This window comes from Amycolatopsis saalfeldensis (assembly GCF_900110575.1).
Taxonomy (GTDB): Bacteria; Actinomycetota; Actinomycetes; order Mycobacteriales; family Pseudonocardiaceae; genus Amycolatopsis; species Amycolatopsis saalfeldensis.
This window is the reverse complement of record NZ_FOEF01000009.1, coordinates 20434-38304: the sequence shown is the minus strand read 5'-3', so window position 1 is coordinate 38304 and position 17871 is coordinate 20434. Positions and strand designations below refer to the sequence as shown.

Here is a 17871-nt window from a genome sequence, read left to right as displayed (position 1 = left end):
CAAGGGAACCCGCGGCGCGCCAGGCGGCGCTGCCTTCGAAGCGGTCGGCGGTCAGGGTCACAGGTCCTCCGTGGTCTCGAGGCCGAACGTGGTGAACGCGGTGCGCGCGGGCAGTTCGTAAACCGCCTTGCCGCACACCGCGTTGAGGATCGTGGCGGCGCGCCAGGCGCCGAGCCCGAGGTCCGGCGCGCCCGGCCCGTGGGTGTGCCGCTCGGCGTTCTGCACGAACACCGGACCGGCGACGTCACCACCGAGCGCGAGCCGGTAGTCCTCGCCGACGACCAGGCGGCCATGGCCGTCCCGCTGGACGGCGTCGCCCAGCCCGGCCAGCAACGGCCCGGTCGGCGTTTCCGAGTACCCGGTGGCGCAGACGACGGCGCCAGTGCGATGCGTGGCGCTGCGTTCCTGCTGCGCGTGCCGCAGTCCGAGTTCGATGCCGCCGACGCCCGCGCTCGCCGAAACCACCTCGACGCCAGGGGTGAGCGCGGCGCCGGGCCACGGCCCGCCAATGCTGCGGCGGTACAGCTCGTCGTGGATCGCGGCGATGGTTTCGGCGTCGATTCCCTTGTACAACTGCCATTGCGCGGGCAGCAGCCGGTCGCGAACCGGCCCCGGTAGGCGGTGGAAGTACGCCGTGTAATCCGGGGTGAACTGCTCCAGCCCCAGCTTCGAGTACTCCATCGGCGCGAACGCGGGAGTGCGCGCGAACCAGCGCAGTCCGTCTACAGTGGACCGCGACCGCAGCAGGTCGAGGAACACCTCCGCGCCGGACTGCCCCGAGCCGACCACCGTCACGGTTTCCGCCGCCAGCAAGGCATCGCGGTGGGTCAGATAGTACGCGGAGTGCAGCGCGAGCACGTCCGGCGCCGCGACGAGCTCCCGCAGCGGCACCGGGACGTTCGGCGTGCTACCGACCCCGAGCACCACCGAAGCCGCCAGCACCGGCGCCTCGCCGGAGACCGTGAGCTCGAACGCCTCCTCGGCCGCCACCCAGCGGATGCCCGTGACCTCGTGGCCGAACCGGCACGACGGCAGGCGCGCGGCGGCCCAGCGGCCGTAGTCGTCGTACTCGGCGCGCGGCAGGTGGAACCGCTCGGCGAAGTAGAACGGCAGCAGCCGGCCGCGTTCGCGAAGGTAGTTGAGGAACGAGTGCCGGCTCGTCGGATCCACGAGCGAGACCAGGTCGGCGAGGAACGGCACCTGCAGCGTCGCGCCCTCGACCAGCAGCCCGGGATGCCAGCGGAACTCCGGGCGCGCGTCGAACAGGACGACGTCCAGCTGCTCCACCGGATCGGCCAGCGCCGCGAGCGAGAGGTTGAACGGCCCGATCCCGACCCCCGCGAGGTCGAACCGCCTCACGAGGCGACCGGGCTCTGCCGGGCGACGGCGGCGCACTCGGCCGCCGCGGTGGCCACCACCTGGTCCAGCAGCGAGCGGTAGTCCTCGGGGCCGGTGTGCGGGTGCAGCAGGGTGAGCTTGAGCCACAGCTGCGGCACGCCGTCCGGCCCGGTCGGCAGCAGGCCGCGGCCGATCACCGCGGTGCCCGCCTCCAGCAGGCAACGTCGGACGCGCGCCACCAATTCGTCTCCGGCCGGCGCGCCCAGCTCGTCGGCCACCCGCGGGCGGAAGACCACAGTGGACAGTTCCGGCGCGCCCCACGAGCGCAGGCCGGCGTGGGCGGTCACGAGTGCGTGCACGCCGTTCGCGGTGGCACAGCAGCGTTCCACGAGCGCGCCGACGCCTTCGGTACCGAGCGCGCGAACCGTCACCGCCATCCGGAACGCGTCCGGGCGGCGCGAGGTCCGGATCGACCGGCCGAGCAGGTCGGGCAGCCCGGCTTCGGTGTCGTCGTCGGCGTTGAGGTACTCGGCGCGGACGGTGAGCGCGGCGAGGTCGGCGCCGTCGCGCGCGGCCAGCAGCCCGGCGGCGACCGGCTGCCAGCCGAACTTGTGCATGTCGAGGGCGACCGAGTCGGCCAGCTCCAGCCCGGCGACGCGCGAGCGGAGGGTTTCGCTGCACAGAGCCATTCCGCCGTACGCGGCGTCGACGTGCAGCCGGGCCCCGGCGCGGTGGCAGATTTCCGCGATCTCCGGCAGCGGGTCGATCCGGCCGGTGTTGGTGGTGCCCGCGGTCGCCACGACCACGGCGGCCGCACCCAGCTTCGCGAGCGCCTCGGCCAGCGCGGACGGCACCATCCGATCGCCCTCACAGGCCACGACGACGGGCGCGGGCAAGCCCAGTAGCCAAGCGGCGCGCGCGACGCTGTGGTGCGAGTTCGCCCCGCACACGGGCCGGACGGAGAACCCGCCCGCCTCGCGCGCCAGCAGCAGTCCGAGCAGGTTGGACTCGGTGCCGCCGGAGGTCACCACGGCGTCGGCCCCCACGGCGGCCGGATAACAGAGCCGCGCGATCCCGGTGGTGAACTCCCGTTCCAGCTCACTGGCGACCGGCGCCTGGTCCCACGAGTCCATGGACGGGTTGAGCGCACTGGCCACCACGTCCGCGGCGACCGAAACGGCCAGCGGCGGGCAGTGCAGGTGCGCGGCGCAAGCCGGGTCCGCCGGGTCGGCCGAACCGGCGGCGAGCAGGGCGCTGAGTTCTTCGAGCGCGCGCTCCTCCCCCACGCCGGTGCGCGGCAGCACTCCCGTCCCGACCCCGGCCGCGGCCAGCGCCGCCGCCACCGCGGCGGGCCCCCCGGCCGGCACCGGCCCGCCCCGCTCGGCGATCCCGTTCGCCAGGCCGCGCAGGGCGACCGGGATCAGCTCGCCGAGCCGTTCCGCGCCGCCGCGCCCGCCGCTGAGACCCGCTGCCGCCTCAACACCCATGGAGTCGCCTTTCTTAGGGTTGCCTACCCTGCGCAACAATACGGACACCCTCCGGCAGAAGGCGACCGGGTGGACATCCCGTTCCAGCATGGAGGCACGGACCGCGGATTACGTCGCCCATTCGGGAGATCCGGGCGGCGGCGCTTACCAGGTGACGGGCAGCGACCGTGGCCCGCGAAGCAGCCGTCCGCTCTTGAACGGCACCTCCTCGGCCGGCACCGCCAGGCGCAGCTCAGGCAGCCGGCGCACCACCGCGGCGAGCGCGGACTGCAGCTCGACCCGCGCGAGCGGCGCGCCGAGGCAGTGGTGCAGGCCGTGCCCGAACGAAATGTGCGGATTGGCCTCGCGGTCGAAGTCCACCTCGCCGGACCGTTCGAACGCGCTCTCGTCGCGGTTGGCCGCCGCGATCTGGCAGACCACGGACTCGCCCGCGCGCACCAGCGTGCCGCCGACCTCCAGGTCTTCCCGGGCGATCCGGCCGAACGTGACCACGCCCAGCGGCGTGATCCGCGCCAGCTCCTCGACCGCGGTGGGCACCAGCGCCGGCTCGTCGCGCAGCCGCTGCCACAGCTCGGGCTGGGTCAGCAGGGTGAACAGGTAGCCGGAGAGCTGGTTGGCCGTGGTCTCGTGCCCCGCGCTGAGCAGGACGGTGCCCAGCTGCACCAGTTCCTCGTCGGACAGCCGTTCCTCGTCGTCCCGGGCCGACACGAGGGTGCCGATCAGGTCGTCGGTCGGCTCCGCCCGGCGCTTTTCGGCCAGCTCGGCGAAGAAGGTCTCCAGCGATTGCTGGGCCGCCATGATCTCCTCGACCGGCACGTCGGCGATCGCGGTGGCCTTGTCCGACCAGACATGGAACTGCGAGCGCTGGTCCTCCGGCACACCGAGCAGCTCGCTGATCCCGGTGATCGCCAGCGGCAGCGCGAAATCGGTGACGAAGTCGGCGGGCGGCCCGGTTTCGATCATCCGGTCCAGCAGCCGGTCGACCACCTGCTGGATCCCCGGGCGCAGCAGCTCGATCCGGCGCACGGTGAACGTCCTCGCGACCACCCGGCGCACCCGCGTGTGCTCGGGCGGGTCCAGGTTCAGGATGCTGGGCGTGGTCTCGATCATCGGGAGCGTGCGCGGCGCGTCCGCGCCCACCGCCGCCGCGCGGCTGAACCGGGGATCGGACAGCACCAGCTTGACGTCGGCGAGCTTGGTCGCCAGCCACGCCGTGCCGCCGTAGGGCATCTCCAGCCGGGCGAGGCCGGCGGCCCGCCGGAACTGGCCGTACTCCGGGGCCAGGTCCAGCTGCGGGACCTCCGGGAACGGGTACGGGCGAGCCTCGATCGTCATCGTGCGAACCTCCTGGGTTCGGGGCAGGGACCGCCGGTCTTCCGAGTAGTAGCAAGAAAACCCGCGGTCGTCCACCGATCCCGTTCGAAGCTGCCCGCCCGCCGCCGGATCAGGCCTTCGGCGCCAGCCCCCGCACCTGCTCGAACGGATCCCCGCCGGTCGGCAGCAGGGCGATGACCGGCGTGGTCAGCCCACCGTCCACATAGGCCTGAACCTGCTCACGGCAGGACTCCACGCTGCCGTGGATCACCAGCTCGTCCACCACGGAGTCCGGGATCACCTCGTTGGCCTTCTTCCGATCCCCGGCCGCCCAGGCCGCGTGCATCGGCGCCAGCGCTTCCCCGCGCCCCAGCCAATCGTGGAACGCCGCGTACACCGGCACGGTGAGGTATGAGGAGATCAGCATCCGCCCCAGCCCGCGAGCGGCGGCGGCATCCTCGGTCGGGCAGACGAAAATCCGGGCCGCCAGCTCGACCTCCGGCCCCACCACGCCCCGCACCTGCGCCACGTCGGACGCGGCCAGCCAGTTCGTGATCGCGCCGTCGGCTTCGCGCGCGGCCAGCTTCAGCATCCCCGGCCGCAGCGCCGCCAGCATGATCGACGGCGCCGGGTCCGCGGCGCGCTCCAGCCGGAACTTGCCCACGGAGAACGTTTCGTACTTCTCGCTCACTTTCTCCCCGGCCAGCGCCGAGCGCAGGAACCGCAGCGTGTCCCGCGAGCGCGCGAACGGCTCGGTGAACTCCGCGGCGTTCCAGCTCTCCACGATCACCGGCGACGAAGCCCCGATGCCGAGCACGAACCGCCCCGGCGCCAGCTCCGCGAGCGTCGACGCGCTCATCGCCAGCAGCCCCGGCCCCCGCGTGTACACCGGCACGATCGCGGTGCCCAGCCGCAGCTGCGGCGCCCACTGCGAAGCCAGCACCAGCGGCGTGAACGCGTCCGTGCCCGCGGTCTCGGCCGTCCAGACGTCGGTGTAGCCGAGATCGGGCAGCTGCTCGACGAGTTCCCGGTGCTCGGTCAGCGGCACACCCGTGAGCGGGATCGTAAGGCCCCAGCGGCTCATCAGTTCTCCTTCTCGGCGGCAACGGCGGAAAGCTCACGCAGCAGCCAGTCGACCTGCGTGCGCATCAGGTTCTCCGCGACCTCTTCGGCCTGCGGCGTCATGTGCGTCGCCCCGGCGAGCGGCAGGAACACGTGCGAGCGCCCCTTCGCCAGCAGCGCCGACGAGAGCCGCAGCGAGTGCGCGGGAAACACGTTGTCGTCGGCGAGGCCGTGCACGAGCATCAGCGCTCGCGACAGCTCTCCGGCACCGGCGATCAGCGAATTGCTCTCGTACACCGCGGGCGCGTCCTGCGGTTTGCCCAGGTAGCGCTCGGTGTAGTGCGTGTCGTAAAGGGACCAGTCGGTGACCGGCGCGCCCGCGACGGCGGCGTGGAACACGTCCGGACGGCGCAGCACCGCCAGCGCCGACAGGTACCCGCCGTAGGACCAGCCGCGGATCGCGACGCGCTCGAGGTCCAGCTCCGGGTGCTCGGCGGCGGCCGCGTGCAGCCCGTCCACCTGATCGGCCAGCGTGACCTCGGCGAGCTTGCCGGCGATGGCCCGCTCCCAGGCCGCGCCCCGGCCCGGCGAGCCGCGGCCGTCGACCACCAGCACCGCGAAACCCTGGTCCGCCAGCCATTGCGGGGTGAGGAACGCGTTTCGGCTCTGCAGCACGCGCTGCGCGTGCGGGCCGCCGTACGGGTCGAGCAGCACCGGCAGCTTGCCCTCGCTCGGCTCGTAACCCCGCGGCAGCAACAAAGCCGCGCGCAGGCCGCGCTCGCCCAGCGTCAGCCAGGTCAGGTTCGGCACGATCTCGGGGTCCACAGTGGACGACGTGATCGAGCCCGCGGGCTCGCCGTCGCGCAGCACCCGCACGATGGGACCGCTGTGCTCGAGGCTCCACGACGAGACCACGGTCAGCCCCGCGCTGCCCGCGCCGCCGTGCACACCGTCCTCAGTGGACAAACGACGGATGGTACCGCCCTCGGTGCGGTACAGGTGCACCTGCGTCGGGTCGCCGGAGGCGGTGAAGAGGACTTCGGCGCCGACGTGCAGCACCGAGCGCAGCTGCAGGCCCGGCGGCGTGACGGGCTTGCCGTCCACCACCAGCCGGTGGTCGCCGTCGGCGGCGCTCTCGGTGACCAGGCGGCCGTCCGCGGTCCACGCCGGCACGCCTTGGACGATCTCGACCCACTGCTCGTCGGTCTCGGTGTGCAGCACGCTGGTGGAGCCGTCCGCGACGTCGACCGCCAGCACCGAAAGCGAGCGCTGGTCCCGCGGCTGCACCGCGAGCAGCGGCGCCCCGCCCGCCGACCAGTGCACCGTGACCAGGTACTCCCAGTCGCCGCGCGAGAGGTCGACGCGACTGCCGTCCAGGCCGAGGAGCGCGAGCGACACCTCGGCGTTCGGCGAACCGGCCGACGGGTACGCGACGACGTTCGCCGGGTTCTGCGGGTTCGCCGGGTCGCCGATGGTCCAGCGCGGCACCGGGCCGCGGTCCGCGCGCTCGGCGATCAGGCTCTGCCCGTCCGGCGACCACCAGTACCCGCGGTGGCGGTCCATCTCCTCACCGGCGATGAACTCGGCCAGCCCCCAGCTGACGTCCTCGCCGTCTTCCCCGGCCAGCACCCGGTCGGCGCCGGTGGCCAGCTCGATCACCCGCAGCCGCCGGTCGCGGACGTAGGCCACGTGCGTGCCCGACGGGTTCGGCCGCGGGTCGATCACGGAGCCGTCGACCAGCACCTTGATCTCACCGGTGGCCAGGTCGAGCGTGTAGAGCTTGCCGGACAAGGTGAAGGTGACGACCGTGAACGCGTCGTCGACCCCGTACGCCAGCACGCCGCTGCCGCTCAGCCGTGAGCGCTCGCGCCGCGCCCGCTCCTCCGGCGGCAGGTCCTCGTCACCCGGCAGCAACTCGGCGGCGTCGACCAGCTTGGCCTCCTCGCCGGAGGTCAGCTCGAGCGCCCACAGGCTGTGCCGCGGATCGGTGCCGGACTCGCTGCGCAGGAACAGCACGCGCGAACCATCCGGGGAGACGGTGAACAGCTTGGGCGCGCCGAGCGTGAAGCGCTGGGTGCGGGCCTGGCGGCGGAGGAACGAGAGATCGTCGAGAACAGAGTCGGTCACGCCCGGCACTCTTTCAGACGATCAGCCCACCACGCCAACACCCTTCAGCGCGGCCAGCGCCTCGTCGACGTCGTACGCCGGTTCCGGGAACTGCGGCGCCATCTCGGTGAGCACCTCGATCAGCAGCTCGGCGACGGCCCAGTTCCGGTACCACTTGCGGTCGGCGGGCACCACGTACCAGGGCGCGGTGTCCGGCGAGGTCTTGGCCAGCAGGTCGGCGTAGGCCTCCTGGTAGGCGGTCCAGTGGCTGCGCGCCTCGAGGTCCGAGGGGTCGAACTTCCAGCGCTTCTCCGGTCGTTGCAGCCGGGCCCGCAGCCGCTTGAGCTGCTCCTCGGGCGAGAGGTGCAGGAAGACCTTGACCACCGTGGTGCCGCCGTCGGCCAGCTCGCGCTCGAACGCGTTGATCTGCTGGTAGCGCAGCCGCCGCTCGGCCGCGGTGAGCAGGCCCGACACCCGCGGCACCAGGATGTCCTCGTAGTGCGAGCGGTCGAACACGCCGATCCGGCCCGGCGCGGGCAGCTCGCGGCGGACGCGCCAGAGGAAGTCATGGCGGCGCTCGGCCGGGGTGGGCTTCTTGAACGCGGTGTACTTGACGCCCATCGGGTTCACCAGGCCCAGCACGTGCCCGACGGTGCCGCCCTTGCCCGAGGTGTCCATGCCCTGGAGCACCAGCAGCACACTGCGGCCGCCGCCGGCCGTGCCCTCCGCGTACAGCGCCTCCTGCAACGCCGAAAGCCGCTCCCCGGCGGTGGCGAGCTTCTCCTCGCCCTTCGCCTTCTTGGCCGGCCCGACCGGCGATGAGGCCGGGCCCGGCAGCTCCGCCCCTGCTCGCAGGGCATCCCGGACGCGGTTCCCGTTCTCCTTCTTCGCCATCCGGCGACGATAACCCTCAGGTCGCGGCCGCCGCTTTCACCGGAACCACCCGGCCGGGTGGTTCGCCGCCGAATCCGCGCGGCACCGTCCTCGCACGCATCGATTCACCGGCGATCCCCCCAGACTGCGCAACGAACAACGGGCGAAAGCAACGTTTCCCGGCTGAACTCCCCGCAAACAGGGCCTAGCCTGAACCCATGACGACGTTCGCCGGCCGGGAAACCGCCGCCCCTGCCTCCGCCGACGGGTTCATCGCACTCGACGAGCGCTGGAGCACCCACAACTACCACCCGCTGCCGGTCGTGATCGCCGAGGCCGAGGGCGCCCGCGTGACCGATGTGGACGGCAAGTCCTACCTGGACTTCCTGTCCGGCTACTCGGCGCTGAACTTCGGCCACCGCCACCCCGCGCTGATCGCCGCCGCGGTCGAGCAGCTGGGCCGCGTCACGCTGACCTCGCGCGCGTTCCACCACGACCAGCTGGGCCTGTTCTGCCGCGAGCTGGCCGAGCTGACCGGCACCGAGATGGTGCTGCCGATGAACTCCGGGGCCGAGGCCGTGGAGTCCGCGGTGAAGGTCGCGCGCAAGTGGGCGCACCAGGTCAAGGGCGTGCCCGACGGCACGGCGGAGATCATCGTCGCCGGCTCCAATTTCCACGGCCGCACGACCACGATCGTGTCGTTCTCCACCGACGAAACCGCGCGCGCCGGCTTCGGCCCGTTCACGCCGGGCTTCGTGACGGTGCCGTACGGCGACGCCGAGGCCCTGCGCGCCGCGATCACCCCGCGCACCGCGGCCGTGCTGCTCGAACCCGTGCAGGGCGAGGCCGGTGTGGTCGTCCCGCCGCACGGCTACTTCGCCGACGTCCGCAGCGCCTGCGACGAGCACGGTGTGCTCCTGATCGCCGACGAGATCCAGTCCGGCCTCGCTCGCACCGGCACCGTGCTGGCGCTGGACCACGAGGGCGTGCGCGCCGACGTCTACACCCTCGGCAAGGCGCTCGGCGGCGGCATCCTGCCGGTTTCCGCCGTGGTCGGCAGCCGGGCCGTGCTCGGGGTCCTGCAGCCCGGCGAGCACGGTTCGACCTTCGGCGGCAACCCGGTGGCGTGCGCGGTCGGCCGCGCCGTGGTGCGGCTGCTGAACACCGGCGAGTACCAGCAGCGCTCGGCCGAGCTGGGCGCCCACCTGCACGAGCGCCTGACCGGCCTGATCGGGCACGGCCTGGCCGAGGTCCGCGGCCGCGGCCTGTGGGCGGGCATCGACATCGCGCCGGGCGGGCCGTCCGGGCGCGCGGCGTCCGAGGCGCTGGCCGGGCTCGGCGTGCTGTGCAAGGAAACCCACGAGAACACGCTGCGCGTGGCGCCCCCGCTGGTGATCTCCCGCGAGGACCTGGACCTCGGCATCGACGCCATCGCCAAGGTCATCCAGCCGTGAGCTGACCGGCGGGAGCGTTTCGCCCGGTTCGCTCGTTAAGCCCCGTATGACACGAGGGGACTGGGTGGAACGGCCGCTGGTCGGCACCGAAAGCGTCGAGCCTGCGGAGCTGTACGCGCGGGGCAAGCGGCTGCGCGACCGCGCACCGGTGACGGCGCACGACCACGAGGCCGCCGCCCGCGAGCGGCCGGGCGCGAAGGAGTACTTCGCGGCGAGCAACGCCGGACGGCTGCCGGAGCTGGCCGAGCTGCGGCGGGAGCGGATGGCGGCCTCGCCGTTCACCTTCTTCCGCGGCGCGGCCGGGCTGATGGCGGCGGACCTCGCGGGCACCCCGTCGTCCGGCCTGGCCGCCCAGCTCTGCGGCGACGCGCACGCGGCGAACTTCGGGCTGTACGGCACGCCCGAGGGCCGGATCGTCATGGACATCAACGATTTCGACGAGACCGTGGCCGGCCCCTGGGAGTGGGACCTCAAGCGGCTGGCGGCCAGCCTCGTGCTCGCCGGACGCGAGGGCGGCATCGGCGAACCGGGCTGTCGCGAAGCGGCCGAGGACGCGGTGAAGTCCTATCGCCGCACCATCCGGGCGTTGGCGGAGCTGCCGTACCTGGAGTCGTGGAACGCGCTGCCGGACGCTTCCGTACTGTCGAAGGCGCGGGCGGACGAGCTGATCGACGACTTCGCGGACGCGGAGAAGAAGGCCCGGCGCAACACCAGCGCGAAGGTCGTCGCCAGGTGGACCCAACAGGTCGACGACCACGAAACGGGCTTGGCACGGCACCGTTTCGTCGAGGACCCACCGGTGCTGACCCATGTGGACGACGCCACGGCGGCCGCGGTGGCCGGCGGGTTGGTGTCCTATGTGGACACGCTGCGCGAGTCGCGGCGGACGCTGGCCGCGCGGTACCGGATCGCCGACGTCGCGTTCCGGGTGGTCGGCACCGGCAGCGTCGGCCTGCGCAGCTACGTCGTGCTGCTGCACGGGAACGACGAGGAAGACCTGGTGCTGCAAGTGAAACAGGCCCAGCCCTCGGCGCTGGCCGCGCACCTCGGCGTGCCCGCGCCGGAGCACGAGGGCCGCCGCATCGTCGAGGGCGCCCGGCTCGTGCAGGCGGAGTCGGACATCCTGCTGGGCTGGACCAGCATCGACGGCGTGCCGTTCATCGTGCGCCAGTTCCGCAACCTCAAGGGCGCCATCGACCCGGCCGCCCTGCGCGAAAACCACCTCGACGACTACGGCCGCCTCGCCGGCGCCCTGCTCGCCCGCGCGCACACCCGTTCCCTGCACCCGCAACTGCTCGCGGGCTACTTCGCCGACGACGAACACCTCGACGAGGCGATCGGCGCGTACGCGGTCCGCTACGCCGACCGGACCGAGGCCGACCACGCGGAGTTCCTCGGCTGAAGCGGGTTTCAGCCGACCAGCTCGACGACGTCGTCGGCGCAGCCCCAGGCCAGGGTGACGCCCGCGCCGCCGTGGCCGTAGTCGTGCACGACGTTCCCGACCCGCTCCAGGCGGACCGACGGGCGGCCCGGGCGGAGGCCGGCGCGGGTGCCGAGCACCGCGGCGTCCGCGAGGCGCGGCTCCAGCGCCCGGCAGCGGCGCACGATGGCCGCCGCCACGGCCGGGTCGGGGTCGAGGTCGCCGCGGCCGATCTCCTCGGTGCCGCCGCAGATCACGTGGCGGCCGTGCGGGATCACGTACGTCACCTCGTCGCCCTCCACCACCACCGTCCACGAGGTCAGGCCCGGATCCGCCAGATGCACGAGCTGGCCGCGCACCGGCACCAGCGTGTCGTCGCCGGCCAGCTCGGCCGCGCCGAGCCCGGCGGCGTTGACCACCACGTCCGCGTCCACCTCCGCCAGCGACGCCACCGCGGCGTACTCCGTGCGCACGCCCAGCGCGGCCACCTGCTCGGCGAGCCACGCCAGGTACACCGGCATGTCCACCAGCGCCGTGGTGAAGCCGAGCCGGTCGCCGTCGCGGGTCACGTCCGTCATGGCCGGCAGCCACAGCGGGCCGGGCTGGTCCGCCCCGAGGGTGATCGAGCCGGGCAGGAAGCGGATGCCGGGCGCCGCCAGGGAACGCCGGTACACGCCGACGGTCACCTCCGTCCACCGCACCACGCGCTCGTCCACGCGGGCCACCGGCGGGTAGATCAGCCCGCCGGCGACCGCCGAAGTCGACTCCTCCGGCCGGCCCGCCGTGCGCACCGTGACCCGGTGTCCCGCCTCGGCCAGCCGGTACGCGCAACTGAGCCCGGCGACGCCGCCCCCGACCACGGTGACCCGCATGTCTCTCCCTCCGTTTCCCAGCATGGTGGCCGAACCCGGGCCGGTTCGGCCACCCGCCATCCGCGTGCGCCGCCCGCTCAGCGGCCGGTTGCCCGGGGCGCCGCCGCGGTCAGCTCGGCCAGGTGCCGCAGCGAGCCGACGAGGTGGTCCGGCCCGAACGGCGGGAACCGGATGACCTCCCGGCGGGACCGCGGCACCGCGGACCAGTCGTAGCCGAGCGTCACCTCGGTCTCGGACGGACCGAGCGGCACCAGGTCGTACCGCCAGACCCAGCCGCCGAACTCCGGTTCGGCGTCGCCGTTGCGGCTCCCCGTCAGCCAGCCGATGGCGCGCGGCGCGTCGAGCACCACGACCTTGTTGACCACCTGGTAGTCACCGTCCGGGTGGCGGTCGTGGTGCATGTCCATTCGGAACAGCTGGCCCACCTCGGTCAGCGGGGCGCGGTCGACGGGTTCCCGGAGCCAGCCGGTGCCGTCGATCGCGACGTGGGCCGCCGGATCCGCCAGCACGGCGAACACCCGCTCGGCGGGCACAGCGAAAGTCAGGGTGGCGCTCAGGTAATCGCGGGCCATGATAAATCTCCTCGGTCGGCAGGACGGCGTCCCGGTTCTGCCCTGACAACGAACAGCTTCGCGGATTTCGACAGCCCGGGCCTCGGCTTTCCGGAAAGGAGGGGAACGTGAACCGCCGGATCCTCACCGTGGTGGCGCTCGCCTGCGCGCTGGCCGCCCTGGTACTCGGCCTCGTCTTCGCGGGCGGCCGCTCCCCCGGCGCGCTGGACTCCGCCGCCGCGTCCGGAGTCAGCGGCCTCGGCCACGGCCTGCTGGACGCGCTCGTGCTGCCGACCGAGCCGTACGTGCTGCTGCCCGCCATCGCGGTCATCGCCGGGATCTGCCTGTACCGGCGCCGTCGCGGGGACGCGCTGCTGGCCGTCGCCGGCCCGGCGGTCGCGGTCGCGCTGAACACCTGGGTGCTCAAGCCGCTGTTCGACCGCTGGAAGGACGGCACGCTGGTCTACCCGAGCGGGCACACGGTCAGCCTGGTCACCGTGCTCGTGGTGCTGGTCCTGCTCGCCCGGTGGAAGACGGCGGCCGTCGCGCTCGGCGTGGTGCTGCTCGGCTGCGCCGCCGTCGGCATGATCGGCCTCGGCTACCACTACCTCACCGACATCGCCGGCGGCACGTTCTTCGGCACCGCCGTGGTGACCGGGCTGCGCGCCGCCGTCACACCGCGTCGCGCGCCAGCGCCGTCAGACGGCTGACCGCGCGGAGGTACTTCTTGCGGTAGCCGCCGTTCACCATCTCCTCGGTGAACAGCTCCGGCAGCGGCACCCCCGAGACCACCACCGGGATCGCGCGGTCGTAGAGCCGGTCGGCGAAGGCGACCAGGCGCAGGCCCACGTTCTGGTCCGGCGCCGGCTTCACCTGCCGCAGGTGCACCCGCCGGACCCCGTCGAGCAGCTTCCCGTAACGCGAGGGGTGCAGTTTGGCCAGGTGCTCCACCAGCGCGTCGAAATCGTCCAAAGTGGACCCTTCGTGCGCGGCGGCCGAAGCGGCCAGCTCCTCGTCGCCGACCGGCGGCGGCGCGTCGGGCAGGCCGCGGTGGCGGTAGTCGGGCCCGTCCACGCGCACCACGCCGAACCGCCGGGACAGCGCCTGGATCTCGCGCAGGAAGTCCTCGGCGGCGAACCGGCCCTCGCCGAGCTTGTCCGGCAGGGTGTTGGACGTCGCGGCGATGTGCACCCCCGCGTTCATCAGCTCCTGCAACAGGCGGCTGACCAGCGTGGTGTCCCCGGGGTCGTCCAGCTCGAACTCGTCGATCGCCAGCAGCCGGTGCTCCGAAAGGCGGCGCACGGCCTCGGCGAACCCCAGCGCGCCCACCAGGTGGGTCAGCTCCACGAAGGTGCCGTACGCCTTGGGCGAAGGCGCTTCGTGCCACGCGGACGCGAGCAGGTGGGTCTTGCCGACGCCGAAGCCGCCGTCGAGGTAGAGCCCCATCTTCCCGTCCGGCTCCGGGGCCCCGCCGCCGAACAGGGACCGCAGCCTGGACTTCCGCGCGGGCCGCTCGCCGATCGCCCGCGCGAACGCCGAGCAGGCCGCCACCGCGGCGGCCTGGCTGGGCTCGTCGGGGTTGGGCACGTAGGTGCCGAACCGCGCACGGTCGAACCGGGGCGGCGGCACCAGGGAGCCGATCAGCTCGTCGGCCCCGAGCTCGGGAAACCGGTCGGTCAGGGCGGCTGCGGGCATGGTCGCAGAGCCTAGCCACCGCGTTCACCCGTGCGTGCGAGGTGGGGCGGCACGCGTATCCCCCGGTCGGGGGCGGTTCCGGGCCCATGCTGGGATAGCTGCTGTGCGGAGCGTGTGGCCACCATCACCGGGCGGGAGCGGGGAAGCCCGGCCGCTGTCCGACGACGACCTGGAGCGGGTCTACGGGTATCCCGAACCGCTCGCGGGCCCGTTCGTCCAGGTCAACTTCGTCGCTTCCGCCGACGGGGCCGCGGCCGTGGACGAGCTTTCGGCCGGCCTCTCGCACCCGGCCGACAAGCGCGTGTTCCTGCTCGCCCGCGACCTCGCCGACGTGGTGCTGGTCGGCGCCGGCACCGCGCGTGCCGAGGACTACCGCGGCGCCCGGTCGAACCCCGAGCGGGCCGCCCGCCGCGCGCGCCTCGGCCTGGCCCCGGCCCTGCCGATCGCCGTCGTCACGCGATCGGGCGCGCTCGACCCCGGCAGCCGGCTGTTCACCGACACCGCCGTGCCCCCGCTCGTGGTCACCACCACGAAGGCCGACACGGGAGCGCTCGCCGAAGCCGGCGCCGGTGTCATCGCGGCCGGCGAGGACGACGTGGACCTGCCGCGCGCGCTCGCGATGCTGGCCGAACGCGGGCTCCGGCGCGTCGACTGCGAGGGCGGGCCCGTGCTGTTCGCCGCGCTCGCCGCCGCGGACCGGGTGGACCAGCTGTGCCTCACCGTCTCGCCGCTGCTCACCGGTGGCGGCGCCGGCCGGATCGCCGCGGGCCCGGCCGTGTCGCCGCCGCGGCGGCTGGACCTCGCGTCGATCCTGGTCGAGGACGGCTTCACGCTGCTGCGCTACCGGCGGGCCACCGGCTGATGCCGGCCGAGGAGGACGGCGACGCCACCCTCGCCGCCCGCGCCGCGGCGGGTGACCACGCGGCGTTCGACACGCTGGTGCGACGGCACACGCCGATGATGTACCGGGTGGCGCTGCGCATCACCGGCGGCTCGGCCGAGGCCGAGGACGTCGTCCAGGAAGCGTGGCTCGCAGCCTGGCGGGCGCTGCCGGCGTTCCGGCACCAGTCCTCGGTGTCGACCTGGCTCTACCGGGTGGTCACCAACGGCGCCCTCGCGCTGCTGCGCCGTCGCCGCCCCACCGTGTCGCTCGACGACGTGCGCCCGGTCCCCGCGGGCCGCCGCCGGTCCACTTTGGACGGCGCACTGGTCGCCGAGGCGACGCCCGAGCGGCAGGTGGTGCGCGCGGAGCAGGTGGACGCCGTGCTGCGCGCGATCGCCCGGCTCGACGTGGCCCAGCGCGTCCCGCTGGTGTTGCGCGAGCTGGAGGGACTGAGCTACGAGGAGGTGGCCGAGGTGCTCGAGGTCAGCATCCCCGCCTTGCGCTCCCGGCTCCACCGCGCCAGGGTGGCGCTGCTCGGCCAGCTGAGGGAGCGACGATGACGGACCAGGGCCCCGGCCCGGCGGATCCCGAGCGGGACCCCCACTGGGAGCTGGTGCGCGCGGCCGCGCGGCACCGGGTCCCGACGCCCGCCGGGCTCGTCGAGCGGGTGCTGCGCTCGGTGAGCGGGGTGCGCGGCCGCCGGGGCGCGCCGCCGATCGCGCTGCCGTCCGAGGGCGGCTCGCTGTCGGTTTCGGAGACCGTGGTGGTCCAGCTCGCGCGGGCCGTCGCCGCCGAGGTGGCCGAGAGCGCGGACGGCGTGCACGTTTCGGCCGTCGCCCTCGACGACGGCGAGCTGCAGGTGCTCGCGACCGTGCGCTTCGGCGTCGCCGCGGACGAGGCCGCCGGGCTGCTGCGGGACCGGGTCACCGACGAGCTGCGGCGCCAGCTGGGCTCCCCGCCGCCCACGGTGAACGTGCACGTGGTCGACGTGCACCCGGACTGAGTTCCTCCATTCGGGTGACCCATCGTGAGGATTCCGCCGGTTGGGACATCGTAAGGGTGGGAAAACTTTCAGGGCCGGAGCTCCGGCAGCAGGACGCACACCGCAGGACCGAGGGAGAACTCCATGGCGCAGCCGAGCCCGAACCGGCCCGACGTCCCCGCGACCCCGCTGAACGAGGAGTCCACCGCGGGCCGCACCACGATCTCGTCGCTCGTGGTGCAGAAGGTCGCCGGGCTCGCCGCCCGTGAAGTCCCGGGCGTGCACGCGCTGGGCAGCGGCGTCTCGCGCGCGTTCGGCGCCCTGCGCGAGCGGATCCCGGGCTCCGGCACCACGTCCACCTCGGGCGTCTCCGTGGAGGTCGGCGAGAAGCAGACGGCGATCGACCTCGACCTGGTCGTGGAGTACGGCGCGCGGATCGTCGACGTGGCCCGCGCGGTGCGGCGCAACGTGATCACGGCCGTCGAGGAGATCACCGCGCTCGAGGTGATCGAGGTCAACATCGCGGTCAACGACGTCCACCTGCCCGGCGAGGACGACGACACGCCGGAGTCCTCCCGCGTCGAGTAGCGGGACGCGCACTGTGCACAGTGGACACCCGGCCGGCCAGAAGTCTTCGCACCCCAGGAGGAAACGTTGAACGGAACCCAGACCGGCCTGCTCGCCGGGCTCATCCTCGGCCTCGCCGCCACCCAGGGCTTCACCGCCTTCCTGGTCACGCTGGCGGTCGGCATCATCGGGCTGGTCGTCGGGCGCGTCCTCGACGGCGAGCTGGACCTCGGGGACGTGTTCGGCAAGGGCCGGGACAAGTGACCGGGCACCTCGCCGAGGTCGACCTGCCCCGCGGCGGGCTCGCCGAGCCCGAGGAGCGCGGCACGCTCAGCATCGCCCACGCCGTGGTCCGCAAGGTCGCGCAGCACGCCGCGGACCAGGTGCCCGGCACGGTGCCGGCCGAGCACCGCGTCGCCGGGCTCACCACCGGCCGCTCGGGCGCCGGGGTGAAGGTCGGCGGCCAGGACAACGACGTCGACCTCGCGCTGGACCTGGCGCTTCCCTACCCCGGCCCGGTGCGGTCGGTGACCGGCGACGTCCGCGCGAAGGTGACCGAAGAGGTCGAGCGGATCACCGCGTACCGCGTGCGCTCGGTCGCGGTGACGGTCTCGGCGCTGCTGCCCGACGCCCGGCCGCGGGTGCGGTGATGCGCGTCCTCGTCCGGCTGCTGTCCACTGTGCTCGCCCTGGTGCTCGCGGGCTGCGGGGCGCTGCTCGCGCTGGAAGTCGGCTGGCACTGGTGGAAGCCGCAGAGCGCGCCGTTGCTCGTGCCGTGGCCGCGCTGGCGGGACCACCTGGCCGGGCTCGACTGGACCGCGACGCCCGTGCGCCTCACCGCGGCGGTGGTGCTCGTCGCCGGATTGCTGTTCGTGTTCTTCTCCCTCGGCGCGCGCAGCCGCGCCGTGCGGATGACCGACCCGGCCGACGGGATCTCCGTGAGCACGTCGCCGCGCTCGCTGGCCCGGATGGTCGGGCTCGCCGTGCGCGCGCAGGACAACGTCAGCGGCGCGAGCGTGACGGCCAGCGCCCGCCGCGTCCGGGTGCGCGCCTCCAGCCGGCTCGAGGACGAGGCCCAGCTCCGGCCGCGCCTGCTCGAGACGGTGGGCACCGTGCTGGACGAGGTCCCGCTGGTGCGCCGGCCGAAGGTGACCGTGGTCGTCGACTCGCCGAAGGACCGCCGATGACCGAGTTCACGACCGAGGTGAGCGCATGAGCGAGCTTGCGAGTGAATCATTCAACACTGCGTATTCGGCTCAGGCCGCGCC

The 17871-nt window shown here is 73.5% G+C and carries 19 protein-coding genes; 10 read left to right on the top strand and 9 right to left on the bottom strand.

Annotated elements, in window-relative coordinates:
• Positions 1-57 precede the first annotated feature (57 nt).
• The 6 genes from BMY97_RS21065 to BMY97_RS21040 all read right to left on the bottom strand — a co-directional run bounded on the left by BMY97_RS21065 (position 58) and on the right by BMY97_RS21040 (position 8201).
• Positions 58-1359 (bottom strand): lysine N(6)-hydroxylase/L-ornithine N(5)-oxygenase family protein, encoded by a 1302-nt coding sequence (locus BMY97_RS21065; RefSeq protein ID WP_091619134.1) that lies wholly within the window; start codon positions 1357-1359, stop codon positions 58-60.
• Complete coding sequence (locus BMY97_RS21060) at positions 1356-2825, bottom strand: pyridoxal phosphate-dependent decarboxylase family protein (protein ID WP_091618698.1); 1470 nt, start codon at positions 2823-2825, stop codon at positions 1356-1358. Before BMY97_RS21060 ends, BMY97_RS21065 begins: the two co-directional genes overlap by 4 nt.
• A gap of 144 nt (positions 2826-2969) precedes the next feature.
• On the bottom strand, positions 2970-4160 hold the full coding sequence (locus BMY97_RS21055; protein WP_091618696.1) for a cytochrome P450: 1191 nt from the start codon (positions 4158-4160) through the stop codon (positions 2970-2972).
• A 109-nt stretch (positions 4161-4269) separates the two neighbouring features.
• Positions 4270-5223: an LLM class F420-dependent oxidoreductase gene (locus tag BMY97_RS21050; RefSeq protein ID WP_091618694.1), complete on the bottom strand. Its 954-nt coding sequence runs from the start codon at positions 5221-5223 to the stop codon at positions 4270-4272.
• The gene (locus BMY97_RS21045) at positions 5223-7337 is read right to left on the bottom strand and encodes a S9 family peptidase (RefSeq protein WP_425425304.1); all 2115 of its coding nucleotides are present in this window, start codon (positions 7335-7337) and stop codon (positions 5223-5225) included. Before BMY97_RS21045 ends, BMY97_RS21050 begins: the two co-directional genes overlap by 1 nt.
• A 12-nt stretch (positions 7338-7349) precedes the next feature.
• Positions 7350-8201: a PPK2 family polyphosphate kinase gene (locus BMY97_RS21040; protein WP_091618693.1), complete on the bottom strand. Its 852-nt coding sequence runs from the start codon at positions 8199-8201 to the stop codon at positions 7350-7352.
• Positions 8202-8398: 197 nt separating this feature from the next.
• Between BMY97_RS21040 and rocD the strand changes: the two genes are divergently transcribed.
• Positions 8399-9634 carry an ornithine--oxo-acid transaminase gene (rocD, locus tag BMY97_RS21035; protein ID WP_091618691.1) on the top strand — a complete coding sequence of 412 codons (1236 nt, stop codon included), beginning with the start codon at positions 8399-8401 and terminating at the stop codon, positions 9632-9634.
• A gap of 46 nt (positions 9635-9680) precedes the next feature.
• Complete coding sequence (locus BMY97_RS21030) at positions 9681-11036, top strand: DUF2252 domain-containing protein (RefSeq protein ID WP_091618689.1); 1356 nt, start codon at positions 9681-9683, stop codon at positions 11034-11036.
• Positions 11037-11044: 8 nt separating this feature from the next.
• Here the strand turns inward: BMY97_RS21030 and BMY97_RS21025 are convergent, their stop codons facing one another.
• Positions 11045-11926 carry an FAD-dependent oxidoreductase gene (locus tag BMY97_RS21025; protein ID WP_091618687.1) on the bottom strand — a complete coding sequence of 294 codons (882 nt, stop codon included), beginning with the start codon at positions 11924-11926 and terminating at the stop codon, positions 11045-11047.
• 77 nt (positions 11927-12003) lie between these two features.
• Positions 12004-12498, bottom strand: coding sequence for an SRPBCC family protein (locus tag BMY97_RS21020; RefSeq protein ID WP_091618685.1), 495 nt, complete (start codon positions 12496-12498; stop codon positions 12004-12006).
• Positions 12499-12605: 107 nt separating this feature from the next.
• On the opposite strand from BMY97_RS21020, the gene BMY97_RS21015 reads away from it, so the two are divergent.
• Positions 12606-13187, top strand: coding sequence for a phosphatase PAP2 family protein (locus tag BMY97_RS21015; protein WP_245787417.1), 582 nt, complete (start codon positions 12606-12608; stop codon positions 13185-13187).
• Here the strand turns inward: BMY97_RS21015 and zapE are convergent.
• Positions 13150-14172 carry a cell division protein ZapE gene (gene zapE, locus BMY97_RS21010; RefSeq protein WP_091618683.1) on the bottom strand — a complete coding sequence of 341 codons (1023 nt, stop codon included), beginning with the start codon at positions 14170-14172 and terminating at the stop codon, positions 13150-13152. The genes BMY97_RS21015 and zapE overlap by 38 nt on opposite strands.
• Positions 14173-14275: 103 nt before the next feature.
• On the opposite strand from zapE, the gene BMY97_RS21005 reads away from it, so the two are divergent.
• The 7 genes from BMY97_RS21005 to BMY97_RS20975 all read left to right on the top strand — a co-directional run bounded on the left by BMY97_RS21005 (position 14276) and on the right by BMY97_RS20975 (position 17790).
• Entirely contained in the window at positions 14276-15034 is a 759-nt protein-coding gene (locus BMY97_RS21005) for a pyrimidine reductase family protein (RefSeq protein WP_245787416.1), read from the top strand.
• The gene (locus tag BMY97_RS21000) at positions 15034-15615 is read left to right on the top strand and encodes an RNA polymerase sigma factor (RefSeq protein WP_091618679.1); all 582 of its coding nucleotides are present in this window, start codon (positions 15034-15036) and stop codon (positions 15613-15615) included. Before BMY97_RS21005 ends, BMY97_RS21000 begins: the two co-directional genes overlap by 1 nt.
• Positions 15612-16058, top strand: coding sequence for an Asp23/Gls24 family envelope stress response protein (locus BMY97_RS20995; RefSeq protein WP_091618677.1), 447 nt, complete (start codon positions 15612-15614; stop codon positions 16056-16058). The genes BMY97_RS21000 and BMY97_RS20995 overlap by 4 nt, the downstream gene beginning before the upstream one ends.
• A 123-nt stretch (positions 16059-16181) precedes the next feature.
• Positions 16182-16625, top strand: coding sequence for an Asp23/Gls24 family envelope stress response protein (locus BMY97_RS20990; protein WP_091618675.1), 444 nt, complete (start codon positions 16182-16184; stop codon positions 16623-16625).
• Between the two features lie 66 nt (positions 16626-16691).
• The gene (locus BMY97_RS20985) at positions 16692-16868 is read left to right on the top strand and encodes a hypothetical protein (RefSeq protein ID WP_091618673.1); all 177 of its coding nucleotides are present in this window, start codon (positions 16692-16694) and stop codon (positions 16866-16868) included.
• Positions 16865-17254: an Asp23/Gls24 family envelope stress response protein gene (locus BMY97_RS20980; protein ID WP_245787415.1), complete on the top strand. Its 390-nt coding sequence runs from the start codon at positions 16865-16867 to the stop codon at positions 17252-17254. The genes BMY97_RS20985 and BMY97_RS20980 overlap by 4 nt, the downstream gene beginning before the upstream one ends.
• Positions 17254-17790, top strand: a complete 537-nt coding sequence (locus tag BMY97_RS20975; RefSeq protein WP_091618671.1) for a DUF6286 domain-containing protein — start codon at positions 17254-17256, stop codon at positions 17788-17790. The genes BMY97_RS20980 and BMY97_RS20975 overlap by 1 nt, the downstream gene beginning before the upstream one ends.
• The last annotated feature ends 81 nt before the right edge of the window (positions 17791-17871 follow it).